We start from the raw sequence: 23,143 nt of genomic DNA, 5'->3' as shown, positions 1-23,143 counted from the left end.
CGGTTCTACGGCAGCGCCAGCATCCGCTCCAGGGCCAGCTTCGCGAACGCCTCCGTCTCCTTGTCGACCTCGATCCGGTTGACGAGCGTGCCCTCGGCCAGGGACTCCAGGGTCCAGACCAGGTGGGGCAGGTCGATGCGGTTCATGGTCGAGCAGAAGCAGACCGTCTTGTCGAGAAAGACGATCTCCTTGCCCTCGGGGGCGAAACGGTTCGCGAGGCGTCGTACGAGATTGAGCTCCGTGCCGATCGCCCACTTCGAGCCGGCCGGGGCCGCCTCCAGCGCCTTGATGATGTACTCGGTCGAGCCGACGTAGTCCGCCGCGGCCACGACCTCGTGCTTGCACTCGGGGTGGACGAGGACGTTCACCCCGGGGATGCGGGCGCGGACATCTTCCACGGACTCCAGCGAGAAGCGGCCGTGGACCGAGCAGTGCCCGCGCCACAGGATCATCTTCGCGTCCCGCAGCTGCTCGGCGGTCAGGCCGCCGTTCGGCTTGTGCGGGTTGTAGACGACACAGTCCTCAAGGGACATGCCCATGTCGCGGACCGCGGTGTTGCGCCCGAGGTGCTGATCGGGGAGGAACAGCACCTTTGTTGAATGAGGCTCCCCCTGCTCGAAGGCCCACTCCAGGGCCCGCTTGGCGTTGGACGAGGTGCAGATCAGGCCGCCGTGCTTGCCCGTGAACGCCTTGATGTCCGCCGAGGAGTTCATGTACGACACCGGCACGACCTGCTCGGCTATGCCGGCGTCGGTGAGGGCGTCCCAGCACTCGGCGACCTGCTCGGCCGTCGCCATGTCGGCCATGGAGCAGCCGGCGGCGAGGTCGGGCAGCACGACCTTCTGGGCGTCGGACGTGAGGATGTCCGCGGACTCGGCCATGAAGTGCACACCGCAGAACACGATGTACTCGGCTTCCGGGCGGGCGGCCGCGTCCCGGGCCAGCTTGAAGGAGTCGCCCGTGACGTCGGCGAACTGGATGACCTCGTCACGCTGGTAGTGGTGGCCGAGGACGAACACCTTGTCGCCGAGCTTCTCCTTGGCCGCGCGGGCGCGCTCGACCAGGTCGGGGTCGGACGGCGAGGGCAGATCGCCGGGACACTCGACGCCCCGCTCACTCCTCGGGTCGGCCTCGCGGCCGAGCAGCAACAGGGCGAGCGGAGTCGGCTGTACGTCGAGCTCCGTGGTCTGGGCGGTGGTCACGACACGCACCCTTTCTACTTTTCGTCGAACTGACGTTATCTATCATAACCCGGTTCACGTCACTTTGACGATGGTCATTGCGTCGATGTGACGTGAATCCCGAAGAACGGCGGATGAGCCGTTTTCCGCTTCCCGCCGCGTGTGCGAGCATGAAGAAGGCGCCGAAAAACCGGCGTCCGGCCCGGAATGAATCCGCGGCCTTGCCGGTTGCACCAGTCGGCAAGCAGTCTCCGTACAACCCGGGAGAGATGTAGATGTCCGTATCGGACGAGACCGGCACCGTCACCGACGGCATCATCCTGTCCGACGCCGCCGCGGCGAAGGTCAAGGCCCTGCTCGACCAGGAAGGCCGTGACGACCTGGCCCTGCGCGTCGCCGTTCAGCCCGGCGGCTGCTCCGGCCTGCGTTACCAGCTCTTCTTCGACGAGCGTTCGCTCGACGGCGACGTCATCAAGGACTTCGGTGGCGTCAAGGTCGTCACCGACCGCATGAGCGCCCCGTACCTGGGTGGTGCGTCCATCGACTTCGTGGACACCATCGAGAAGCAGGGCTTCACGATCGACAACCCGAACGCGACCGGCTCCTGCGCCTGCGGCGACTCCTTCAGCTAAGCCCCGGAGTTCGCACCCCGCGCCTCGAGCGACAGAAGGCGGCGGCCCCCTCCGACGGGGCCGCCGCCTTCGCGCGTCTCCGGGACTACCGGGCCCCGGAGGTCTCCGGCAGCCGTGCCCCCGCCTTCTTCAGCGGGATCTCCTTGCCGTCCGAGCCGACGACCTTGCGGTCACCGAGCGGCTCGTCGAGCGGCACGGTCTTCTGCATCTCCTTGGCGATCATGATGCAGACCTTGTCCGGCCACGGGGTGTAGGTCACCGAGACCTTCACCTCGTCCTTGCTCTCGCTCGCCATCGCCGCGTAGTCCCCGCACACCCCGCCCGTGAAGCTCACGGTCAGCTCGTTGCCCTCGGCCGTGTAGCCGTCCACCTCGACGTCCCGCGTCTTCGGCGCGGCGGAGGGCCGGTCGGAGGGCGCGGTGGGGGAGGCGGGGTTGGTCGGCGTCGCGGTCGCCGGGGAGGCGATGTACCGCGGGTCGACCGCCGGATACGTCACCGTGAAGGCGTCCTTCGCGCCCGTCGCCCGCACCTCGAACAACCAGGACGGCACGAGTGCCTGCCGGCCGTCCACGAAGTGCGAGGCCAGCCCGAACACCGCCTTCTCGACGGTGAGCGTGCTCTTCCCCGCCCCACTCGGCTCCCCGCAGGGCGCCTCCAGCCGGTCCTTCAGCGGTACGGGACTGGCGCAGCCGCCGATGCCCATGCGGTGGTCGGCCACGGGCACCTTGTTCAGCAGGCCCAGCGTCTTCTCGGCGCTCAGCACGGGATACGTGTCGCTCTTGACCGGCGCCTTCAACTGGCCGGTGCCGCCGACCACTTCCCCCTGGCCGTTCACGGTGACGCCGGTCGCCCATCCGTACGTGGGCAGCCCGCCCACGACCGGATCGGCGTTCACGATCCGCTGGGCGCCCATGGCCTGGCTCGCGTCCAGCTTCGCGCTGCCCTGGCCGACCGCCTTCAGCACCGGCGCGGCGGCCTTCTCTGCGGCCGCCTCGCTCACCGGAGGGCCGGTGGGGGTCTCGGGCTGCGCTCCGCACACGGTGGCACTGCCGCAGTTGTCCGTGACGGGGGAGTAGCGCTGGAAGGTCCACGCGCCCGGCGCCTGCCGGTTCACCTGGAGACTCGGCCCCGAACCGTCCTTGACCCCGACCCGCCAGACCTGCCCCTGCGCGACCGGCGTCCCCTCGACCCCGAGCGCCCCGGCGAGCCGCGTCACGTCGCCCTTGGTGACCTGCCCCTGGACCCGGTAGACAGGCGCCGAGCCGGGCCCCTCCGGCAGGCTCCCGTCGACGCGATAGGTCGCGCCGTACGGATTCGGCTCCCCGGGTGCGATCCCGTTCCCCCCGCCACCGCTTGCGCCGTAACCGTCGAGTGCGAGAGGCGGCGGAGTGCCGTCACCGGACGCGCCGGAGGCCGTGCCGCCACCGGACCCTCCGGAGGCCCCGGCGGCGAGGTACGCCCCGCCCCCTCCGACCAACAGCACGGCAGCGGCCACGGCGGCAATGGCGACGGGGGACCGATGCCGGGCCGGGCGGGGCGCGTCGGCACCCTCGTGCCGGGGGATCTCGGAGTGGGGGGGAACGGGAGCGGGGCGAGCCTGACCGGCGCCGGCGTCTGTACCGAGGGCTACAGGTGCGTCGGCATCGACATCGCCGTCCGCGCTGGGGCCGCCGGTCGCGTGGCCGTCCGGTTCGGTGGCCGGAGTGGTGTCGGCAGGGGGCTGGGGTTGGTCGAGGCTCGTGGGCTGGTCAGCGGCAGCGGCCTCGGGGGCGGTGAGCTTGTCCCGGTCGGCAGGGGAGTCGGGGTTCGCGGAGCCATCCGGCCCGGCGGCACCGGGACCGGTGTCGGAGGCCGGGGTGGCGTCGGCAGGGGGCTGGGGTTGGTCGAGGCTCGTGGGCTGGTCAGCGGTGGGGGTCTCGGGGGCGGTGAGCTTGTCCCGGTCGGCAGGGGAGTCGGGGCTCGCGGAGCCATCCGGCCCGGCGGCACCCGCTCCCGTGCCGGAGGCCGGGGAGTCGTCCGTGTCGGCGTCGGCGACTCCGCCGGCGTGCCCGGCCGAGGCTTCGGCGCTGCCGGCAGACTTCCCGGCGCTCTCGGCCCCACCGTCCTGATCGGCCCCGCCCTGACCTGCCCCGGCGTGGTTCGTCCCGACGTCGCCGGAGGCCTCGGCAGCGCTCGCTTCACCGACACCGTGCGCTTCCGCGGCGCTCCCGTCCCCGCCGCCGGAGGCCTCGCCGGGGTCGTTGTTGTCGGGTCGCTCGGTGTTCACCGCATCGCTCCTTCTGCTGCGCAACTGTCCCTCGACCCTGACCCGACCCTGTCAAAAAGGTCGGCAAACGGGTCGTATCCCGCATCCCCTTTCCGGGGGACGGCGATGGGACGCAGCGGGGGAGCGCGCGGTTCCCTCGAACGCGCCGACGCACGCGCCGCTGAGTCGGCCGCAGCGACTCAGTCGCCGTACTCCGACATCGCCTCCAGCAGCCGGGCGGACCCCTCGGGAACCTTCACTCCGTGGATCAGCGAGGGGGAGACCGGACGGGCGACGATTCGGTCGGGAACCGTCCAGTGCGGAGCCATCCGGGCACAGTCACCGCGCAGCGAGGCGAGGTCCCCGTCCAGGTCGGCCGGGGCTGAGGCGTACAGCTCAAGGTTCGTCATGACGGAACCGTAAGCACGCCGGAGCCCGCGAAGAAAGATCTACTATCGGGTAGTTTTTCCTGCTTCACCGCACCGTCCGCCGCCTCGCAGTACTCCATACGGACCCGATAGCGTTAACCGTCAACACGCCCTCCCGTCTCCCGCCACCACCCTTCCAACGAGCGCTATCGCGCCCCCCTTCATTTCTCTGGAGAGCCTCGCCGTGCGCATCGCAGTCACCGGCTCCATCGCCACCGACCACCTCATGACCTTCCCCGGCCGCTTCGCCGACCAGTTCGTCGCGGACCAACTGCACACGGTCTCGCTCTCCTTCCTGGTCGACAACCTCGACGTCCGCAGGGGAGGCGTCGGCGCGAACATCGCCTTCGGCATGGGCCAGCTCGGCACGAACCCGATCCTCGTCGGCGCCGCGGGCTTCGACTTCGACGAGTACCGCGCCTGGCTGGACCGGCACGGCGTGGACACCGCGTCCGTCCGGATCTCCGAGACGCTGCACACCGCCCGCTTCGTGTGCACCACCGACGCCGACCACAACCAGATCGGCTCCTTCTACACGGGCGCGATGAGCGAGGCCCGCCAGATCGAGCTCAAGACGGTCGCCGACCGCGTGGACGGCCTCGACCTCGTCCTCATCGGCGCCGACGACCCCGAGGCGATGCTCCGCCACACCGAGGAGTGCCGGTCCCGGGGCATCCCGTTCGCCGCGGACTTCTCCCAGCAGATCGCCCGTATGAACGGTGACGAGATCCGGATCCTGCTGGACGGCGCCACGTACCTCTTCTCCAACGAGTACGAGAAGGGCCTCATCGAGTCCAAGACCGGCTGGTCCGACGCGGAGATCCTCGCGAAGGTGGGCCACCGGGTCACGACGCTCGGCGCGCAGGGCGTGCGGATCGACCGGGTCGGCGAGGAGCCGATCGTCGTCGGCTGCGCGGAGGAGGAGCGCAAGGCCGACCCCACGGGCGTCGGTGACGCGTTCCGCGCCGGTTTCCTGTCGGGGCTCGCCTGGGGTGTCTCCCTGGAGCGGGCGGCCCAGGTGGGCTGCATGCTGGCCACGCTCGTCATCGAGACCGTGGGGACGCAGGAGTACCGGCTGCGTCGGGGTCACTTCATGGAGCGGTTCACCAAGGCGTACGGCGACGAGGCGGCCGAAGAGGTCCGCACCCACCTCAAGTGACCGGCTAGGAGATCCGGCGGACCACGTAAGCGGAACCCTGGTCCGCCGGTTCTTCTCCCACGTACTCCTGCTCCCGCATCTCGCACCACGCGGGGATGTCCAGTCGGGCCGCCTCGTCGTCCGACAGGACCCGGACGGTCCCGCCCACCGGCACCTCGCCGATGACCTTCGCCAACTCGATGACCGGGATCGGGCACCGCTTGCCGAGAGCGTCCACGACCAGCGAGTCCTCGTGGGCGACGGCCGAAGGCGTCGGTGCGCCCAGCTTCTCCCGGACCGCCGCCACCGCCGCCGGCAACACCTCCAGGAACCGGTCGACCTCCTCGGAGACCGCCCCGAACGGCAGCGACACCCGCACATTCCCCTCACTCAGCACCCCCATCGCCTTGAGCACATGGCTCGGCGTCAGCGTGCTGCTCGTGCAGGACGATCCGGAGGAAACGGAGAAACCCGCCCGGTCCAGTTCGTGCAGCAGTGTCTCCCCGTCGACATAGAGACAGGAGAAGGTGACGATCCCCGGCAGCCGCCGCTCGGGATCGCCCACCACGTCCACGTCCGGCACCAGCTGCGGCACGCGCGAGCGGATCCGCGCCGTCAGTTCCCGCAGCCGTACGGCCTCCTGCGCCGCCTCGGCCCGCACCGCCCGCAGCGAGGCCGCCGCCGCGACGATCGCCGGCAGGTTCTCGAAGCCCGGCGCCCGCCCCGACTCCCGCTCGTCGGCCGGTCCCCGGGGTGAGAACCGGACACCTTTTCGTACGGCGAGGAGACCGACCCCGGACGGGCCACCCCACTTGTGCGCGCTTGCGGTCACCAGGGACCAGTCACCCTCGACCGGCCCCCACCCCAGCGACTGAGCCGCGTCCACCAGCAGCGGCACCCCGGCCTCCCGGCACACGGCGGCCACCTCGGCCACCGGCTGAACGGTCCCCACCTCGTGGTTGGCCGACTGGAGACACGCCAGAGCGGTGTCAGGGCGAAGAGCGTCGCCGTACGACCGCGGACTCACCGCCCCCGTACGGTCCACCGGAACCTCGGTCACCTCGAACAGCTCCGCCGAATGCAGTACCGAGGAGTGTTCGACAGCTGACACGATCAGGTGACGTCCGACGCGACGACGTCCGGCAAGCGCCCCCGAGATCCCGTCGTGCACGGCCCGCGTCCCGGACGAGGTGAACGTCAGCTCGTCAGGACGGCATCCCACAGCCTCGGCGGCTGCCTCCCGGGCGGCGTCCAGCAACATCCGAGCCCGCCGCCCTTCCCGATACAACCGAGACGGATCAGCCCACCCTTCATCCAGAGAGGCCAACAGCGCCTGACGGGCAACGGGATGAAGCGGAGCACTGGAAGCAGCGTCGAAATAGGACACACGGCAACGCTAACCCCCTTGGGGGCGCGGGGCTGTGTCGATTGGCGGCTCCGCCGCGGGGCGCGATCAGCCACAAACCGCCCGCCGCCGCCAATCCAGCGAACCCACCGAGTGACTAGGCACCCCTCCCGCTGAACCCCCGGAGGGCGTCGGCTAGGGTTTGGTCCGCATAAACATCCAAACCCCTGCCCGACGCAGGGCGGCGACCGACCACCGAGTAAGGGCAGGCCGCAGCCAATCCGCGCGGGCGAGACTCTCGGGAAGGCGCTACGTGAGTCCCAACGGCTCCGACCGCTCGCCGCGGCGCCCGATGCGGCGGAAGCTGCTGCAGGCAATGATTGCGGGCCTGGTCCTGGCGACCGCCACCGGTTGCTCGTACAACTGGGAAGACTTCCCCCGCCTTGGTATGCCCACCCCGACCACGGAAGAGGCTCCGCGGATCCTCTCCCTGTGGCAGGGCTCCTGGGCTGCCGCGCTCGCCGTCGGCGTGCTGGTGTGGGGTCTGATCATCTGGAGCGCCATCTTCCACCGGCGCAGCCGCACCAAGGTGGAGGTACCTCCGCAGACCCGGTACAACATGCCCATCGAGGCGCTGTACACCGTGGTTCCGCTCGTCATCGTCTCGGTGCTCTTCTACTTCACGGCCCGCGACGAGTCGAAGCTCCTCAGCCTCAAGAAGCAGCCCGACGTCACCATCAACGTCGTCGGCTACCAGTGGAGCTGGGCCTTCAACTACGTCGAGCCCGTCGCGGGTTCCACGGGTGACGCGAAGACCGACAAGAACCTGGACGCGATTCCGACCCGGTTCAAGGACGCCTTCCCGGCGAACGCCGGCGGTGTCTACGACTTCGGGACGCCGGCCACGAAGAACCCGCAGACCGGCAACCCCGGCCCGACCCTCTGGCTCCCCAAGGGCAAGACGGTCCGCTTCGTCCTCACCTCGCGTGACGTCATCCACTCCTTCTGGGTGGTGCCGTTCCTGATGAAGCAGGACGTCATCCCGGGCCACACCAACGCCTTCGAGGTGACCCCCAACAAGGAGGGCACCTTCCTCGGCAAGTGCGCCGAGCTCTGCGGCGTCGACCACTCCCGGATGCTGTTCAACGTGAAGGTCGTCTCCCCCGAGCGCTACGAGCAGCACCTCAAGGACCTCGCGAAGAAGGGGCAGACCGGTTACGTTCCCGCGGGCATCGAGCAGACCGCCCACGAGAAGGACCGGGAGACGACGAACCTGTGAGCATCCTCAACGAACCCCAGGGTGCCGCGGCGGCAGGGTCCCACTACACGGACGAACTGCCGGTCCGGCGCCAGAACCGCGGCAGCGTGGTCATCAAGTGGCTCACCACCACTGACCACAAGACGATCGGGACCATGTACCTGGTCACGTCGTTCGCGTTCTTCCTGATCGGCGGCGTGATGGCGCTCTTCATGCGCGCCGAGCTGGCCCGTCCGGGCCTGCAGATCATGTCGAACGAGCAGTTCAACCAGGCGTTCACGATGCACGGCACGATCATGCTGCTGATGTTCGCGACGCCGCTGTTCGCCGGCTTCACCAACTGGATCATGCCGCTGCAGATCGGCGCGCCCGACGTGGCGTTCCCGCGGCTGAACATGTTCGCCTACTGGCTCTACCTGTTCGGCTCGACGATCGCGGTGGGCGGCTTCCTGACCCCGCAGGGCGCGGCCGACTTCGGCTGGTTCGCGTACTCCCCGCTGTCGGACGCGGTCCGCTCGCCGGGCGTCGGCGCCGACCTGTGGATCATGGGTCTGGCCTTCTCCGGCTTCGGCACGATCCTCGGTGCGGTCAACTTCATCACCACGATCATCTGCATGCGCGCGCCCGGCATGACCATGTTCCGCATGCCGATCTTCGTGTGGAACGTGCTGCTGACCGCGGTGCTGGTCCTGCTCGCCTTCCCCGTCCTCGCCGCCGCGCTGTTCGCGCTGGAGGCGGATCGGAAATTCGGGGCACATGTCTTCGATGCCGCGAACGGCGGAGCGTTGCTCTGGCAACACCTCTTCTGGTTCTTCGGCCATCCAGAGGTGTACATCATCGCCCTGCCGTTCTTCGGCATCATCTCCGAGGTCATCCCGGTCTTCTCCCGCAAGCCGATGTTCGGCTACATGGGTCTGATCGCGGCGACCATCGCGATCGCGGGTCTGTCCGTGACGGTGTGGGCTCACCATATGTACGTCACCGGCGGCGTACTGCTCCCGTTCTTCTCCTTCATGACGTTCCTCATCGCCGTACCGACAGGCGTGAAGTTCTTCAACTGGATCGGAACGATGTGGAAGGGGTCCCTGAGTTTCGAGACCCCGATGCTCTGGGCCACCGGCTTCCTGATCACCTTCACCTTCGGTGGTCTGACCGGTGTCATCCTGGCCTCGCCCCCGATGGACTTCCACGTCTCGGACTCGTACTTCGTGGTGGCGCACTTCCACTACGTCGTCTTCGGCACCGTCGTCTTCGCGATGTTCTCCGGCTTCCACTTCTGGTGGCCGAAGTTCACCGGCAAGATGCTCGACGAGCGTCTCGGCAAGATCACGTTCTGGACGCTGTTCGTCGGCTTCCACGGCACCTTCCTGGTCCAGCACTGGCTGGGCGCCGAGGGCATGCCGCGTCGGTACGCCGACTACTTGGCGGCCGACGGCTTCACCGCCCTGAACACGATCTCGACGATCAGCTCGTTCGTGCTCGGCCTGTCGATCCTGCCGTTCCTCTACAACGTGTGGAAGACGGCCAAGTACGGCAAGCCGGTCGGCGTCGACGACCCGTGGGGCTACGGCCGCTCGCTCGAGTGGGCGACCTCCTGCCCGCCGCCGCGCCACAACTTCCTCACCCTGCCGCGGATCCGCAGCGAATCCCCGGCGTTCGACCTGCACCACCCGGAGATCGCCGCGCTCGACCAGCTCGAGAACGCCGGTCACGGTGAGAAGGCTCTGGCCGGCAACGGCGGCAAGGAGGCCGGGAAGTGAAGATCCAGGGACGGATGTTCTTCTGGCTGAGCATCTTCATCCTCGCCATGGCGATCGTCTATGGCGTGTGGTCGAAGGAGCCGGCCGGTACCACCGCGCTCTTCCTGGCCTTCGGCCTGTCCATCATGATCGGCTTCTACCTGGGCTTCACGGCCAAGCGGGTGGACGCCGGCGCGCAGGACAACAAGGAGGCCGACGTCGCGGACGACGCCGGCGAGGTCGGGTTCTTCAGCCCGCACAGCTGGCAGCCGCTCGCCCTCGGCTTCGGCGGCGCCCTGGCCTTCCTGTCGGTCGCGATCGGCTGGTGGCTGCTGTACTTCTCGGTGCCGGTGATCATGATCGGCCTGTACGGCTGGGTCTTCGAGTACTACCGCGGTGAGAACCGCACCCAGTAGCACGAGCTGAGCTCATCAGGGGCCCGGACACTCCGTCAGGAGCGTCCGGGCTCCTGCGTTTGCCGCAATCCGTATCCCTCGTACGAGTCACCCGGCGTGCCGTTCTTGACGGGGCTTCCTAGCGTGAAGTCATGAACCACGCACCGCGAACCCGCACCGTCGTCAGCTGCACGATGCTGGTGATCGCCCTCGGTATAAGCACCTCCGCCTGCGGGTCCGACGGGAACCCGCTGGCGGCCACGCCGTACGACGCGGCCGACCAGATCGCCTTCAACGCGCCCTCGGGCGACGGCAAGAAGGCCGATCCGGACAAGCCGCTCGAGGTGACCGCCGAGGACGACGACGGCCGCATCACCGACGTCACCGCCACGGACGCCACGGGCCGCTTCCTGGCGGGCGAACTCTCCGCCGACGGCACCCGCTGGCACAGCACCTCCCCGCTGGCCGCGAACGCCCACTACACGGTCCGGGTGAGCACCGAGGACGACGACGGGGCGCCCGGCCGCAAGGTCCTCGACTTCGACACCAGCAGACCTCTCGGCAAGACGCGCCTGAACGTCAGTTTCGGCCCCAAGGCGGGCACGTACGGCGTCGGCCAGCCCATCACCGCCAAGCTGGACAGACCCGTCAAGGACAAGGCGCAGCGGGCCGTCGTCGAGCGCGCCCTCAGGGTGGACTCCACGCCCGCCGCACCGGGCGCCTGGCACTGGGTGGACGACAAGGAACTCCACTACCGGCCCAAGGAGTACTGGCCCGCCCACGCCACGATCCAGGTCCGCAGTGACCTGGAGGGCATCAAGATCGGCGACCGGCTCTGGGGCGGCAAGGCCAAGCCCCTGAAGCTGACCACCGGCGACCGCATCGTCGCCGTGACGGACGCCGCCTCACACTCGATGAAGGTGTACAAGAACGAGGAGGTCATCAAGGAGCTCCCGGTCACCACCGGCAAGCCCGGCTTCGACACCCGCAACGGCGTCAAGGTCGTGCTGGGCAAGGAGTACTTCGTACGTATGCGCGGCACCAGCATCGGGATCGCCGAGGGCTCCTCGGACTCGTACGACCTCCCGGTGTACTACGCCACCCGCGTCACCTGGAGCGGCGAGTACGTGCACGCCGCCCCCTGGTCGGTCGGCTCGCAGGGTTACGCCAATGTCAGCCACGGCTGCACCGGCATGAGCACGGCCAACGCCGAGTGGTTCTTCAACACCGTCCACGAGGGCGACGTGGTCCAGGTCGTCAACTCGGACGGCCACACCATGGAGCCCTTCGGCAACGGCTTCGGCGACTGGAACCTGGACTGGAAGAAATGGCGCGACGGCAGCGCCCTGGTGGCAGGAACCCCGGACGCGCCGAGCGCGGCACAGCAGGCAAGACTGAGGCCGCAGAGCGTCTAGACAGGGAGGCGGTGGACGCCTCAGGGGCGCGGGGAACTGCGCGACCAGCCACAATGGACCCGCAGCCGCCCGCGAAGCGCAGAAACCGAGCTCCTAGGCGCTCAAGGCCTTGCGAGACCGCAGCAAAGAAGCCAGCGCCGCCGCGAACTCCACCGGATCCACCGGATGCGTCACCGCGGCCTCCGCCCGGCTCCACGTCGCCAGCCAGGCATCCTGCGGCCGCCCGATCAGCAGCAGTACCGGCGGGCAGTCGAACACCTCGTCCTTGATCTGCCGGCACAGGCCCATGCCCCCCATCGGCACGGCCTCCCCGTCCAGCACACAGACGTCGATCCCGCCCTTGTCCAGCTCCTTCAGCACCGCCGCAGGCGTGGCGCACTCCAGGAACTCGACCAACGGGACATCGGGAGCCGGTCGACGGCCCGCCGGGAGCCGTACCTGCTCGCGGGTGTTGGAATCGTCGCTGTAGACCAGCACCGTGGCGGTCGGCTGCATTGTTCCTCCGTGACGTCAGCGTCGTAAGGACAGGCCCGTTGGGCCGGATGCTACTCCCTTGAACACCACGTCAACACCGGTATGGAGCAGGGAGACACTCCGAACGGCACCCCCCGGGGTGAGGGCGGGATAAGCGACCGACATAATGTCGGTCGTGGCGACAGCAACGACAGTAGAAACCGGGCACGCGCACCCGTCGGTCAACCGGCCGAACCTCACCAGCGTCGGAACCATCATCTGGCTGAGTTCCGAGCTGATGTTCTTCGCGGCCCTCTTCGCGATGTACTTCACCCTGCGATCGGTGACGGGTCCTGATCACTGGAAAGAGATGGCGCACGCCCTGAACGTTCCGTTCTCGGCGACGAACACCACGATCCTGGTGCTCTCCTCTCTCACCTGCCAGCTGGGCGTTTTCGCCGCCGAGCGAGGTGATGTGAAGAAGCTCCGGGGCTGGTTCATCATCACCTTCATCATGGGCGCGATCTTCATCGGCGGTCAGATCTACGAGTACACCGAGCTGGTGAAGAAGGACGGGATCTCCCTCTCGTCCGATCCGTACGGGTCGGTCTTCTACCTGACCACCGGCTTCCACGGTCTGCACGTGACAGGCGGCCTCATCGCCTTCCTGTTCGTCCTCGGCCGTACGTACGCGGCGAAGCGGTTCACCCACGAACAGGCCACCGCGGCCATCGTCGTGTCCTACTACTGGCACTTCGTCGATGTCGTCTGGATCGGCCTCTTCGCCACGATCTACCTGATCAAGTAGCCGGGCCCGCTCCCGACATCGCAAGCATCGACGCAGAAGATCCTGACACCGGGGTAATCCGTGAAAAAGCTCTCCGCACGACGACGCCACCCGCTGGCGGCGCTCGTCGTCCTACTCCTCGCGCTGGCATGCACCGGGGGGCTGTACGCCGTGTTCGCACCCGCGAGCAAGGCGCAGGCAGATGAAACCGCCCAGTCCCTGGCCATCGACGAGGGCAAGAAGCTCTTCGCCGTAGGCTGCGCCAGTTGCCACGGCGCCGGCGGTCAGGGATCCTCCGACGGCCCGAGCCTCGTGGGCGTGGGCGCCGCGGCCGTCGACTTCCAGGTCGGCACCGGCCGCATGCCGGCCCAGCAGCCGGGCGCGCAGGTTCCGCGCAAGAAGGTCATCTACACGCAGGCCGAGATCGACCAGCTGGCCGCGTACATCTCCTCGCTGGGTGCCGGTCCGTCCGTCCCGACCGAGGCGCAGTACGGCCCCGACGGCGCCGACATCGCCAAGGGCGGCGAGCTGTTCCGTGACAACTGCACCCAGTGCCACAACTTCACCGGCAAGGGTGGCGCGCTGACACACGGCAAGTACGCGCCGAGCCTTGAGGGTGTCGCCCCGAAGCACATCTACGAGGCCATGCAGACCGGCCCGCAGAACATGCCGTCGTTCCCCGACACCACGCTGTCGGAGCAGAACAAGAAGGACATCATCGCGTACCTGAACGCGGTCAACGGCGACGACACCGTGAGCCCCGGCGGCCTTGAGCTGGGCGGTCTCGGCCCGGTCTCCGAAGGCCTGTTCGCCTGGATCTTCGGCCTCGGCGCGCTGATCGCAGTCGCCGTCTGGGTCGCCGCTCGGACCGCAAAGGCCAAGAAGTCATGAGTAGCCAAGACATTCCAGAAGAGAACCTGCCCGCAGAGCAGGACGCGCACGGCGCCGTGGGCGTCGCGGACGAGAAGGACCCGTTCGCGGATCCCGGCCTCCCGCCCCACGAGCACCGGGTGCAGGACATCGACGAGCGGGCCGCCAGGCGGTCCGAGCGCACGGTGGCCATGCTGTTCACGGTGTCGATGCTGTCGACGATCGGATTCATCGCCTCGTACGTGGGCATCCCCCACGACAAGTCGATCTTCGTCTTCCCGATCGGGCACATCAACGCGCTGAACTTCGCGCTGGGTCTGACCCTCGGTCTCGCCCTCTTCGCGATCGGCGCGGGCGCGGTCCACTGGGCCCGCACCCTGATGTCCGACGAGGAGATCGCCGACGAGCGTCACCCGATCGAGGCGCCCCCCGAGGTCAAGGCCAAGGTCATGGCCGACTTCAAGCAGGGTGCCAAGGAGTCGGCGCTCGGCCGTCGCAAGCTGATCCGCAACACGATGTTCGGCGCGCTGGCCCTGTTCCCGCTCTCCGGCGTCGTGCTGCTGCGCGACCTCGGTCCGCTGCCCGGCACCAAGCTCCGCCACACCATGTGGCGCAAGGGCCTCCAGCTCGTCAACGTGAACACCAACGAGCCGCTGCGTCCCTCCGACGTCGCGGTCGGCTCGCTGACCTTCGCCAAGCCCGAGGGCCTGGAGGAGCACGACGAGGAGTTCCAGACCGAGATCGCCAAGGCCGCCCTGATGATCGTCCGCATCCAGCCGGACAACATCAAGGACAAGCGCGAGCTCGAGTGGTCGTACGAGGGAATCGTCGCGTACTCGAAGATCTGCACCCACGTGGGCTGCCCGATCTCCCTGTACGAGCAGCAGACGCACCACGTGCTCTGCCCCTGCCACCAGTCCACCTTCGACCTCTCCGACGGTGCCCGGGTGATCTTCGGCCCCGCCGGTCACGCCCTGCCGCAGCTGCGGATCGGCGTGAACGACCAGGGTTACCTCGAAGCGCTCGGCGACTTCGAGGAGCCCGTCGGTCCTGCATTCTGGGAGCGCGGATGAGCACTACAGAGTCCTCCGAGTCCCGCGCACGCGGGAAGGCGCCGGCCGGCGAGCGCGTCGCCGACTGGGCCGACGGCCGGCTGGGGATCTACTCCCTGGCCAAGTCCAACATGCGCAAGATCTTCCCCGACCACTGGTCGTTCATGCTGGGTGAGGTCTGCCTCTACAGCTTCATCATCATCATCCTCACGGGTGTGTACCTGACGCTGTTCTTCCACCCGTCGATGAATGAGGTGGAGTACCACGGCAGCTACGTCCCGCTGCAGGGACAGCTGATGTCCGAGGCGTTCAACTCGACCATGCACATCTCCTTCGATGTGCGCGGTGGTCTGCTGATCCGGCAGATCCACCACTGGGCGGCGCTGATCTTCCTCGCCGGCATGTTCGTGCACATGATGCGGGTGTTCTTCACGGGCGCGTTCCGCAAGCCGCGTGAGGTCAACTGGCTGTTCGGCTTCCTGCTGTTCGTCCTCGGCATGTTCACCGGCTTCACCGGTTACTCGCTGCCGGACGACCTGCTCTCCGGCACCGGTGTCCGCTTCATGGAGGGCGCGGTCCTGTCCGTGCCGATCGTCGGCACGTACCTGTCGTTCTTCCTGTTCGGCGGGGAGTTCCCGGGCGGCGACTTCGTGGCCCGCTTCTACTCGATCCACGTCCTGCTGCTGCCGGGCATCATGCTCGGCCTGGTCGTCGGCCACCTGATCCTGGTCATTTACCACAAGCACACGCAGTTCGCGGGTCCCGGCAAGACGAACAACAACGTCGTCGGTATGCCGCTGCTGCCGGTCTACATGGCCAAAGCCGGAGGCTTCTTCTTCCTGGTCTTCGGTGTCATCGCGGCGATCGCGGCGATCGCCTCGATCAACCCGATTTGGTCGATGGGCCCCTACCGTCCCGACCAGGTGTCCACGGGTGCCCAGCCGGACTGGTACATGGGCTTCTCCGAGGGCCTGATCCGTGTGATGCCGGGCTGGGAGATCAACTTCTGGGGTCACACGCTCGTCCTGGGCGTGTTCATCCCGCTGGTCATCTTCCCGCTGGTCCTGGTCGCGATCGCGGTCTACCCGTTCGTCGAGTCCTGGGTCACCGGCGACAAGCGCGAGCACCACATCCTGGACCGGCCGCGCAACGCCCCGACGCGCACGGCCTTCGGTGTCGCGTGGATCACCTGGTACATGGTGTTGCTGATCGGTGGTGGAAACGACCTCTGGGCCACCCACTTCCACCTGTCGATCAACGCCATCACCTGGTTCGTGCGGGTCGCGTTCTTCGTCGCCCCGGTCCTCGCGTTCGTCGCCACCAAGCGGATCTGCCTCGGCCTCCAGCGCCGGGACAAGGAGAAGGTGCTGCACGGCCGCGAGTCCGGCATCATCAAGCGCCTGCCGCACGGCGAGTTCATCGAGGTGCACGAGCCGCTGAGCCAGGAGCAGCTGCACACGCTCACGGCGCACGAGCAGTACGAACCGGCGCAGATCGGCCCCGCGGTCGACGAGAACGGCGTCGAGCGCAAGATCAAGGGCACCGAGAAGCTGCGCGCCAAGCTGAGCGAGGCGTACTACGGCGACGAGGCCCAGATCCCCAAGCCGACAGTCGAGGAGTACAAGGAGATCACGAGCGGCCACGGCCACCACTGATCGCTGCTTGTCGCTGCGCTCGCCACGGCGCGGTTGAAAGGACCCCGTCCGAAATCCCGGACGGGGTCCTTTGCCGTGCGGGTGCGGGTGCGGGTGCAGGTGCGGGTGCGGTTCGGTGGGGGCGGGCGTTTTGCGCAGTTCCCGGCGCCCCTGGATGCCTGCGGCGCAGCCGCGGCCTCGGTGGGGGCTTGCGTAGCGCCTGGCTGCGGGCTGTGCCGGGTCCCGTCCGAACGCCGGACGGGGCCCTGCGTCGTGCTGTGGGCTGGATAGGGTGTGGACACACTTTTCTACGACATCTGGAGCGGCCCCATGAGCGCTGTGACCCCCGCTGGAGGCGACACCGCGGCGGGCCGTTCCTGGCCCGAGGTACTGAACGCCCTGCTGTACGGACGGGACCAGAGCGCCGACGCGACGGCGTGGGCCATGGACCGGATCATGCAGGGCGAGGCGACCGACGCGCAGATCGCCGGCTTCGTGGTCGCCCTCAGGGCCAAGGGCGAGACGGTCGAGGAGATCAACGGGCTGGTGCGGACGATGTACGCACACGCCAATGTGATCGAGGTGCCCGGGCGGACCGTGGACATCGTCGGCACCGGCGGCGACGGCGCCAAGACCGTCAACATCTCCACCATGTCGGCGATCGTCGTGGCCGGCACCGGCGCCACGGTCGTCAAGCACGGCAACCGGGCCGCCTCCTCCGCGTCCGGTGCCTCGGACGTCCTGGAGAAGCTCGGCGTCAACCTGGAGCTGACCCCACGGCGGGTGGCCGAGGTGGCCGAGGAGGCCGGGATCACCTTCTGCTTCGCGGTCAAGTTCCACCCGGCGCTGCGTCACGCGGGCGCCGCCCGCGGGCAGTTGGGCATCCGCACGGTGTTCAACATCCTCGGCCCGCTGACCAACCCCGCACGGGTGCGGTCCCAGGCGGTCGGGGTCGCCGATCCGCGCATGGCGCCGGTCGTCGCGGGCGTCTTCGCCGAACGCGGCAACTCCGCCCTCGTCTTCCGCGGCGACGACGGCCTCGACGAGCTGACGACCACGTCGACCTCCCGCGTCTGGATCGTCCGCGACGGCAAGGTCACCGAGGAGAGCTTCGACCCCCGGGACGTCGGCATCGAGCTGGTGCCGGTGGAGGCCCTGCGGGGCGGTGACCCGGCGTACAACGCGGAGGTCGCCAGGAAACTGCTGGACGGCGAGACCGGCCCGGTCCGTGACGCCGTACTCCTGAACTCGGCGGCCGCGCTGGTCGCCCTGGACCCGGGCACCGGGACCCTGGCCGAGCAGCTGCGGGCCGGGATGGGCAAGGCCGCCGAGTCGATCGACTCGGGGTCGGCGAAGCGGACGCTGGAGCGCTGGGTGGCCGCGAGCAACGCGTAGCGGCCGGCAGGGTGTCGTCCCGCGATCCGGACACGGGTTGCGGGACGACGATCACATCGCGTAGGTTTTTTGACCAGGTCATGAGTGACAGTCATGAGGCCCCGGCCGACTGTCCGGCAACCCTCCGTCCGTGGCGGGGTGCCCCGGGTGAAGACCAGGCCGTAGGCAGCGAGGTCTGCGGCAAGCGCGGATCCCTCACGAACCAGGGATCCTGGTCGTTCGAGGAGTCTTCCGTGAGCAAGCGAATGCGATAGGGCGCCGAGCCCCGCCTCCGCACGCCCATCTCACTTTTCTCTTTCCACGGGAGTTCCCCATGTCTGTCTCCACCGCTGCCTCCGCCCAGACCATTTGTTCCCAACTGCCCGTTCTGGGCCGGGATGTCACCGTCCCGCTCGTGACCGGCGGCGAAGTCACCTACGCGGCGCTCGACTACGCGGCCAGCGCGCCGGCCCTCCAGCGGGTGTGGGACGACGTGGCGGCGTACGCGCCCTACTACGGCAGCGTGCACCGGGGGGCCGGTTACCTCTCCCAGCTGTCGACCGATCTGTTCGAGAACGCCCGCAGGACCGTCACCGAGTTCCTCGACTGCCGCGACGACGACCAGCTGATCTTCACCCGGTCGACCACCGACTCGCTCAACCTCCTCGCCGCCGCGCTCCCCGCCGACTGCCAGGTCTTCGTCTTCGAGACGGAGCACCACGCGAGCCTGCTGCCCTGGCAGGACGCCCGGGTCAGCTACCTCGACGCGCCGCGCACCCCGCGGCAGGCCGTCGAGACCCTGGAGAAGGCCCTCGCCGACCGGGACCCCCACGGCCCGGCCCTGGTGTGTGTCACCGGCGCCTCCAACGTCACCGGTGAGCTGTGGCCCGTACGAGAGCTCGCGGCGGCCGCCCACTCCCACGGTGCCCGCATCGTGCTCGACGCGGCCCAGCTCGCCCCGCACCACCCGGTGAGCGTCCGTGACCTCGACGTCGACTGGATCGCCTTCTCCGGCCACAAGCTCTACGCGCCCTTCGGCTCCGGTGTCCTGGCCGGCCGCGCCGACTGGCTGCGGGCCGCCGACCCCTACCTCGCGGGCGGCGGCGCCAGCCGCAAGGTCACCCGGCGCCAGGACGGGGGAGTGGACGTGGAGTGGCACGAGAGCGCCGCGCGGCACGAGGCGGGCTCGCCCAACGTCATCGGCGCCTACTCCATCGCCTCCGCCTGCAAGGCGCTGACCGAGGCCGGCTTCGACAGCCTGGTCGTCCGTGAGCAGCACCTGATCGAGAAGGTCCGCGAAGGGCTGGCCGAGGTCCCCGAGGTCCGCGTCCTGTCCCTCTTCGGCGACGACGCCCCCCGCGTCGGCGTGATCTCCTTCGTCGTCGAGGGCTGGAACAGCTCCCACTTCGCCGCCGCCCTCTCCGCCGAGTACGGCATCGGCGTCCGCGACGGACTCTTCTGCGCCCACCCCCTGGTCCGCACCCTCCTCGGCAGCGACCCGCAGTCCCAGGGCGAGTGCGGTGCCCCCGAGGCCGCGCCGGGCGAGAAGTCCCTCAACGCGATCCGGGTGAGCTTCGGCGCGGGCACGCCGGACGAGCACGTGGAGCGCTTTGTGAAGGCCGTGAAGGAACTGGTCGCGGACGGTGCGAAGTGGACGTACCGCACCGAGGACGGCCGCTGCGTCCCGGCCGTCTGAGGTACGGGCGTCCACCCCGCGCAGGACTGCGCAAATGAACCCTCGGACCTCTCTCCGCGCCGAAGATCTGAACCGGCGCTGTTCCAAAGGTCACCGCACGATCAGGTGACTGTACTGTGTCCCTTTAGGTGAAAGCCTGCCGATCGAAGTCCGGGCGGTTGACTATGCACACGCTGCGCAGTGAGCCGCCGCTGGCCGGGGAAATCACGTACCACAGTTCGTGTCGTCCTTGCCGCCGGTCACGCTTCCGATGGTGCCGCGCCAGGAGACGCATTCACCGGGGGCGTAGAGGTAGATGGGGCCTCCCCAAGTCGTCACGTTGGGTTCGCACCGCTTTCCGAAACGGCGCCGGGACTCAACTGGCTGTGCGGTGCTCGCTCCACGCGTCCCAATGACACGTCCCACCCGCCGCCTGTCCCCTGCAGCATTTGTGAGAAGCGAGCCGGTGCATGAGTGGCAAGTCGGCAACCGATCACCCACGCGCCTCTCGGCATCACATCAGCTGTCGAGGCCGATCGCGAACGCGGCCTCCAGGTCGTGCTGGGAGTATGTTCGAAACGCCACGTGGGTGTCCGTGCCCTCCACGCCCGGGATCTTGCTGATGCTGCCGGGGATCACCTCGGCGAGGTCCTCGTGCTGCTTGACCCGCACCATGGCGATCAGGTCGTACGTGCCTGTGACGGAGAAAACCTCACTCACGGATTCGAGCGCGGCGATCCGCTCCGCAATCTCGGGGATCCGGTCCACGCTGGTTTTGATCAGAACGATTGCTGTGATCACGGCTGGTTCTCTGCTTCCTGCTCCTTGAGCAATACTGCTCGGATCGGATGATTCGCTCTCCGCCCCGCGAGGCTGGAGTCCTGGACCGGCAGTCTGGTCCGTCGGCGATCGGCCCGTTCCTGGATGATCTGCTTCACCCGAGTGTGCGGGGTGTACAGGGTGATGTCGGGGTCACCGTCTCGTTCCAGGACGTTGATCGCTGCCGCGTGGTCTGCCTGCCACACCGCCCCGCACCAGGTGCAGTGAAGCCGGTCCCCTTTACGCGTGCCGAGGATCCGGCAGCAGGGGGCCACTTGTGAGGTGTAGGCCGCGTTGACCAGCGTCAGCGCAGAACCTCTGCGCTCCGACACGCTGTTGAGTGCCTCGGCCGTGACGCCCTTGGTCCAGGCGGCGAGGCGGCGGTTGGTGTTCTTGCCGAGCTTCTTCAGGGAGGTGAAGGACCGAGTCAGGTCTTCGGCGACAACGCTCTTTGCTGCGTTCACCACTTGATGTACGGCGGTGAAGGTCACCGAGCGGACGCGTGCCTCGATGGTGTGGTGACGGCGGTTGCGCTTGGTGGTGCCGAGGTTGTTGGTGGTGATCCGGTCGGCCTTTGCGTAGTCGCCGTCCTTGGCTGCCTTCTCGGCGATAGAGCGGATCTTGGCCCTGCGGCCGTTCTTGATCGTGAGGAAGTCCGAATCCGCCTTGAGTAGGTCCCCCAGCTCTGTGCCGTGGTGGGTGCCTTCGGAGTCGGTGAGAACTTCCGAGTATCCCTTGTCCACACCGATCTTCGCGGTGCCGCATGGCCGCTGCGAGGACCTCAGCGTGGAGGCGTCGACGGCGTAGTGCACCTCGACTCGATTGTCCCGCAGGATGAGCCTCAGCGTGCCTGTAGGAGCGACCTTGGTGTTCAGCGGGATCTTGACCATGCTGCGGCGTTCGAGCCCTGGTACTGCGAGCCAGAGGACCCCGCCCTCATCCGGGGCGTACGTGCGGTACTGGTCGGAGCGGACGATGATCTGGTTCGCGATGTGGTTCCGGCCTCGTCCCCAGTGCTGGCGCATCACGCGGGACAGGTACGGATCAGTAGCCCACTGGTCGCGTTGCAGGGCGGTGAACAGGCGCTTCTGCTCGACCTTGTCGCTGGTGCGTTGCCGTACGGCTTGCCGAACCTTGACCTTTACGGCCTCGCGGCTGGCCTTGATGTCGGCGACCGCATCCCGCACGGTCTCCTTCCAGGCATTTGCCAGAACGCCGAACGCGTCAGCGGTACCGTCTCTCATCCACTCATCGCGGATCGTCCGGTCGGAAACTCCCACGCCGGCGAGGGAGCCGTAGCGACGCCACACCAGCGAACGTACCCGGCCGAGCCGCTCAGCCTGCTCAGCGAGTTGGTCGTACTTGCAGGTGTTGAGGTTCTTGCTATAAGCGATGCGTGTGACCTTCACTGGCCACCACCGAGTTCGGCCTTCAAACTCTTCTCGTAGCCACGCAGACCGTGCAGACGGGACGAGAATGTATGCACGATGGCCAGCAGGTCTTCCACCAACTCCTGCTGCGGGGACAGAGACTCCGCGTTCGCCACCACGATCTCGCAACCGTGACGTTCGGTCAGGTACTCGATGAAGTCGTATCCGAACCGGGCAAGACGGTCTGTGTGTGCGATGACCAGTCGGCTGACCTCCCCGGCCTCGACGCGGTCCATCAGGCGACAGAACTGCGGCCGTCGCAGGTTCATCCCGCCACCGATTTCGCTGACCCACTCGTCCACTGCGATCCCGGCTCCGAGGCAGAACGTCTGCATCGCCCTGACCTGCGAATCCAGGTCGTTCTTCTGCCGTGGCGAAGAGACACGGCAGTACACCACAGTGGACCGCTGTGAGGCATCGAAGCCCGGTTTCAGAGCGCGGAACACATCGGATTCGTCGAAGTATCGCTGCCCGGACGCGGTGCGCTTGACCGCGATCCGGCCCTCGCGTTCCCAACGGCGCACAGTCGAAACCGACCGGCCGATCCGGGCAGCGAACTCCCCAATCCGATAGTTTCTGCTCATGGTGGGAAACAGTAGACAGGAGTGGATAGGAAATCAAATGCGCATGGCATCCCTTGGCGTGTGACCCCCACTCTGGGGCCAGGTCCGTCAGGGAACTGTGCACGGTCTTACGCAGCCGCTGCATCTGCTGCGGGCCATAGGTCCAGCTGTTGCACTCGTCTTGCGTGAGCGGTCGATCGCCGAAGCCGGCAACGCCGATCTCGGTGTCATGCCCGGTGCACCTCACTTGCTGCCGGAGTCAGGCACCGCCCCGCGGTTCCACCACCCGAATCGGACCCACGCAAAGACCAGGCCCAGGCCGAAGCCCACCAGGTGGGCCAGATAGGCCACCCCGGGGCCGTCGGAGGCCCGGCCCGCCGCGAGCCATTGCAGCGCCGCCCAGAACGGCAGGACCACCCAGGCGGGAAAGCGCAGCGGCAGGAAGAACAGGAACGGCAGGAGACTGGTCACCCGGGCCCCGGGGAACAGGAACAGAAACGCGCCAAGGACCGCCGAGATCGCCCCGGAGGCTCCGACCAGGGACTGCGCGGAGTCGGCGTTGGCGGCCGCGTAGCCCAGCAGGGCGAGGTAGCCGCAGCCGACGTAGAACAGGAGGTGTCGGCGTACGGACTTCTCTCCCCGGTCGCGTACGGGTGAACGTCCCCAGTTGTCAGGCCACTTCGGTCTCTCGCTCGATGGCCTGGAGGCGG

The 23,143-nt window shown here is 68.1% G+C and carries 21 protein-coding genes and 1 riboswitch; of the genes, 12 read left to right on the top strand and 9 right to left on the bottom strand.

Annotated elements, in window-relative coordinates:
* Window positions 1-5 precede the first annotated feature (5 nt).
* Window positions 6-1,202 carry a quinolinate synthase NadA gene (nadA, locus tag H293_RS0100105; protein WP_020115845.1) on the bottom strand — a complete coding sequence of 399 codons (1,197 nt, stop codon included), beginning with the start codon at window positions 1,200-1,202 and terminating at the stop codon, window positions 6-8.
* A gap of 254 nt (window positions 1,203-1,456) precedes the next feature.
* On the opposite strand from nadA, the gene H293_RS0100100 reads away from it, so the two are divergent.
* Entirely contained in the window at window positions 1,457-1,813 is a 357-nt protein-coding gene (locus H293_RS0100100; protein ID WP_020115844.1) for an iron-sulfur cluster assembly accessory protein, read from the top strand.
* Between the two features lie 85 nt (window positions 1,814-1,898).
* Here H293_RS0100100 and H293_RS48845 read toward each other — a convergent pair whose 3' ends face one another.
* Window positions 1,899-3,377, bottom strand: coding sequence for a hypothetical protein (locus tag H293_RS48845; protein ID WP_259294422.1), 1,479 nt, complete (start codon window positions 3,375-3,377; stop codon window positions 1,899-1,901).
* Window positions 3,378-4,258: 881 nt separating this feature from the next.
* On the bottom strand, window positions 4,259-4,468 hold the full coding sequence (locus H293_RS0100090; protein ID WP_020115842.1) for a hypothetical protein: 210 nt from the start codon (window positions 4,466-4,468) through the stop codon (window positions 4,259-4,261).
* A gap of 202 nt (window positions 4,469-4,670) precedes the next feature.
* Between H293_RS0100090 and H293_RS0100085 the strand changes: the two genes are divergently transcribed.
* Entirely contained in the window at window positions 4,671-5,645 is a 975-nt protein-coding gene (locus H293_RS0100085; protein ID WP_020115841.1) for a carbohydrate kinase family protein, read from the top strand.
* Between the two features lie 4 nt (window positions 5,646-5,649).
* Here the strand turns inward: H293_RS0100085 and H293_RS0100080 are convergent, their stop codons facing one another.
* The gene (locus H293_RS0100080; RefSeq protein ID WP_028807412.1) at window positions 5,650-7,011 is read right to left on the bottom strand and encodes a cysteine desulfurase/sulfurtransferase TusA family protein; all 1,362 of its coding nucleotides are present in this window, start codon (window positions 7,009-7,011) and stop codon (window positions 5,650-5,652) included.
* A gap of 271 nt (window positions 7,012-7,282) precedes the next feature.
* On the opposite strand from H293_RS0100080, the gene ctaC reads away from it, so the two are divergent.
* The 4 genes from ctaC to H293_RS0100060 all read left to right on the top strand — a co-directional run bounded on the left by ctaC (window position 7,283) and on the right by H293_RS0100060 (window position 11,776).
* Window positions 7,283-8,248, top strand: coding sequence for an aa3-type cytochrome oxidase subunit II (ctaC, locus tag H293_RS0100075; RefSeq protein WP_020115839.1), 966 nt, complete (start codon window positions 7,283-7,285; stop codon window positions 8,246-8,248).
* Window positions 8,245-9,987, top strand: a complete 1,743-nt coding sequence (gene ctaD / locus H293_RS0100070; protein ID WP_020115838.1) for an aa3-type cytochrome oxidase subunit I — start codon at window positions 8,245-8,247, stop codon at window positions 9,985-9,987. Before ctaC ends, ctaD begins: the two co-directional genes overlap by 4 nt.
* Window positions 9,984-10,382: a cytochrome c oxidase subunit 4 gene (locus H293_RS0100065; RefSeq protein WP_007381486.1), complete on the top strand. Its 399-nt coding sequence runs from the start codon at window positions 9,984-9,986 to the stop codon at window positions 10,380-10,382. Before ctaD ends, H293_RS0100065 begins: the two co-directional genes overlap by 4 nt.
* A gap of 131 nt (window positions 10,383-10,513) precedes the next feature.
* Window positions 10,514-11,776, top strand: coding sequence for a L,D-transpeptidase (locus H293_RS0100060; RefSeq protein WP_020115837.1), 1,263 nt, complete (start codon window positions 10,514-10,516; stop codon window positions 11,774-11,776).
* A 93-nt stretch (window positions 11,777-11,869) separates the two neighbouring features.
* Here H293_RS0100060 and H293_RS0100055 read toward each other — a convergent pair whose 3' ends face one another.
* Complete coding sequence (locus H293_RS0100055; protein ID WP_020115836.1) at window positions 11,870-12,271, bottom strand: response regulator; 402 nt, start codon at window positions 12,269-12,271, stop codon at window positions 11,870-11,872.
* Between the two features lie 145 nt (window positions 12,272-12,416).
* Here H293_RS0100055 and ctaE point away from each other — a divergent pair, with 145 nt between their 5' ends.
* From ctaE to H293_RS0100025, 6 genes are all read left to right on the top strand, one after another.
* Window positions 12,417-13,037, top strand: coding sequence for an aa3-type cytochrome oxidase subunit III (gene ctaE, locus H293_RS0100050; protein WP_020115835.1), 621 nt, complete (start codon window positions 12,417-12,419; stop codon window positions 13,035-13,037).
* Between the two features lie 60 nt (window positions 13,038-13,097).
* Window positions 13,098-13,907, top strand: coding sequence for a cytochrome bc1 complex diheme cytochrome c subunit (qcrC, locus tag H293_RS0100045; protein WP_020115834.1), 810 nt, complete (start codon window positions 13,098-13,100; stop codon window positions 13,905-13,907).
* Window positions 13,904-14,959 (top strand): cytochrome bc1 complex Rieske iron-sulfur subunit, encoded by a 1,056-nt coding sequence (qcrA, locus tag H293_RS0100040; protein ID WP_028807411.1) that lies wholly within the window; start codon window positions 13,904-13,906, stop codon window positions 14,957-14,959. Before qcrC ends, qcrA begins: the two co-directional genes overlap by 4 nt.
* Window positions 14,956-16,593 carry a cytochrome bc1 complex cytochrome b subunit gene (qcrB, locus tag H293_RS0100035; protein WP_020115832.1) on the top strand — a complete coding sequence of 546 codons (1,638 nt, stop codon included), beginning with the start codon at window positions 14,956-14,958 and terminating at the stop codon, window positions 16,591-16,593. Before qcrA ends, qcrB begins: the two co-directional genes overlap by 4 nt.
* 309 nt (window positions 16,594-16,902) lie before the next feature.
* Window positions 16,903-17,967 (top strand): anthranilate phosphoribosyltransferase, encoded by a 1,065-nt coding sequence (gene trpD, locus H293_RS0100030; RefSeq protein ID WP_028807410.1) that lies wholly within the window; start codon window positions 16,903-16,905, stop codon window positions 17,965-17,967.
* 76 nt (window positions 17,968-18,043) lie between these two features.
* Window positions 18,044-18,160, top strand: a riboswitch (SAM riboswitch).
* A 120-nt stretch (window positions 18,161-18,280) separates the two neighbouring features.
* Window positions 18,281-19,642 carry an aminotransferase class V-fold PLP-dependent enzyme gene (locus H293_RS0100025; RefSeq protein ID WP_020115830.1) on the top strand — a complete coding sequence of 454 codons (1,362 nt, stop codon included), beginning with the start codon at window positions 18,281-18,283 and terminating at the stop codon, window positions 19,640-19,642.
* 498 nt (window positions 19,643-20,140) lie between these two features.
* Here H293_RS0100025 and H293_RS0100020 read toward each other — a convergent pair whose 3' ends face one another.
* The 4 genes from H293_RS0100020 to H293_RS48840 form a co-directional block, all read right to left on the bottom strand.
* The gene (locus H293_RS0100020; protein WP_020115829.1) at window positions 20,141-20,422 is read right to left on the bottom strand and encodes an Lrp/AsnC family transcriptional regulator; all 282 of its coding nucleotides are present in this window, start codon (window positions 20,420-20,422) and stop codon (window positions 20,141-20,143) included.
* A complete protein-coding gene (locus tag H293_RS0100015; protein ID WP_020115828.1) occupies window positions 20,419-21,849 on the bottom strand; it encodes a zinc ribbon domain-containing protein in 1,431 nt (476 codons plus the stop codon). Before H293_RS0100015 ends, H293_RS0100020 begins: the two co-directional genes overlap by 4 nt.
* Window positions 21,846-22,454: an IS607 family transposase gene (locus H293_RS0100010; RefSeq protein WP_033415080.1), complete on the bottom strand. Its 609-nt coding sequence runs from the start codon at window positions 22,452-22,454 to the stop codon at window positions 21,846-21,848. The genes H293_RS0100015 and H293_RS0100010 overlap by 4 nt, the downstream gene beginning before the upstream one ends.
* A 222-nt stretch (window positions 22,455-22,676) precedes the next feature.
* The coding region (locus H293_RS48840; protein WP_020115826.1) for a rhomboid family intramembrane serine protease at window positions 22,677-23,143 on the bottom strand (467 nt) is incomplete at its 5' end.

The organism is Streptomyces canus 299MFChir4.1 (assembly GCF_000383615.1).
GTDB classification, from domain to species: domain Bacteria; phylum Actinomycetota; class Actinomycetes; order Streptomycetales; family Streptomycetaceae; genus Streptomyces; species Streptomyces canus_C.
Note: the sequence above shows the minus strand (reverse complement) of the source record. Positions and strands in the feature narration are given on the sequence as shown.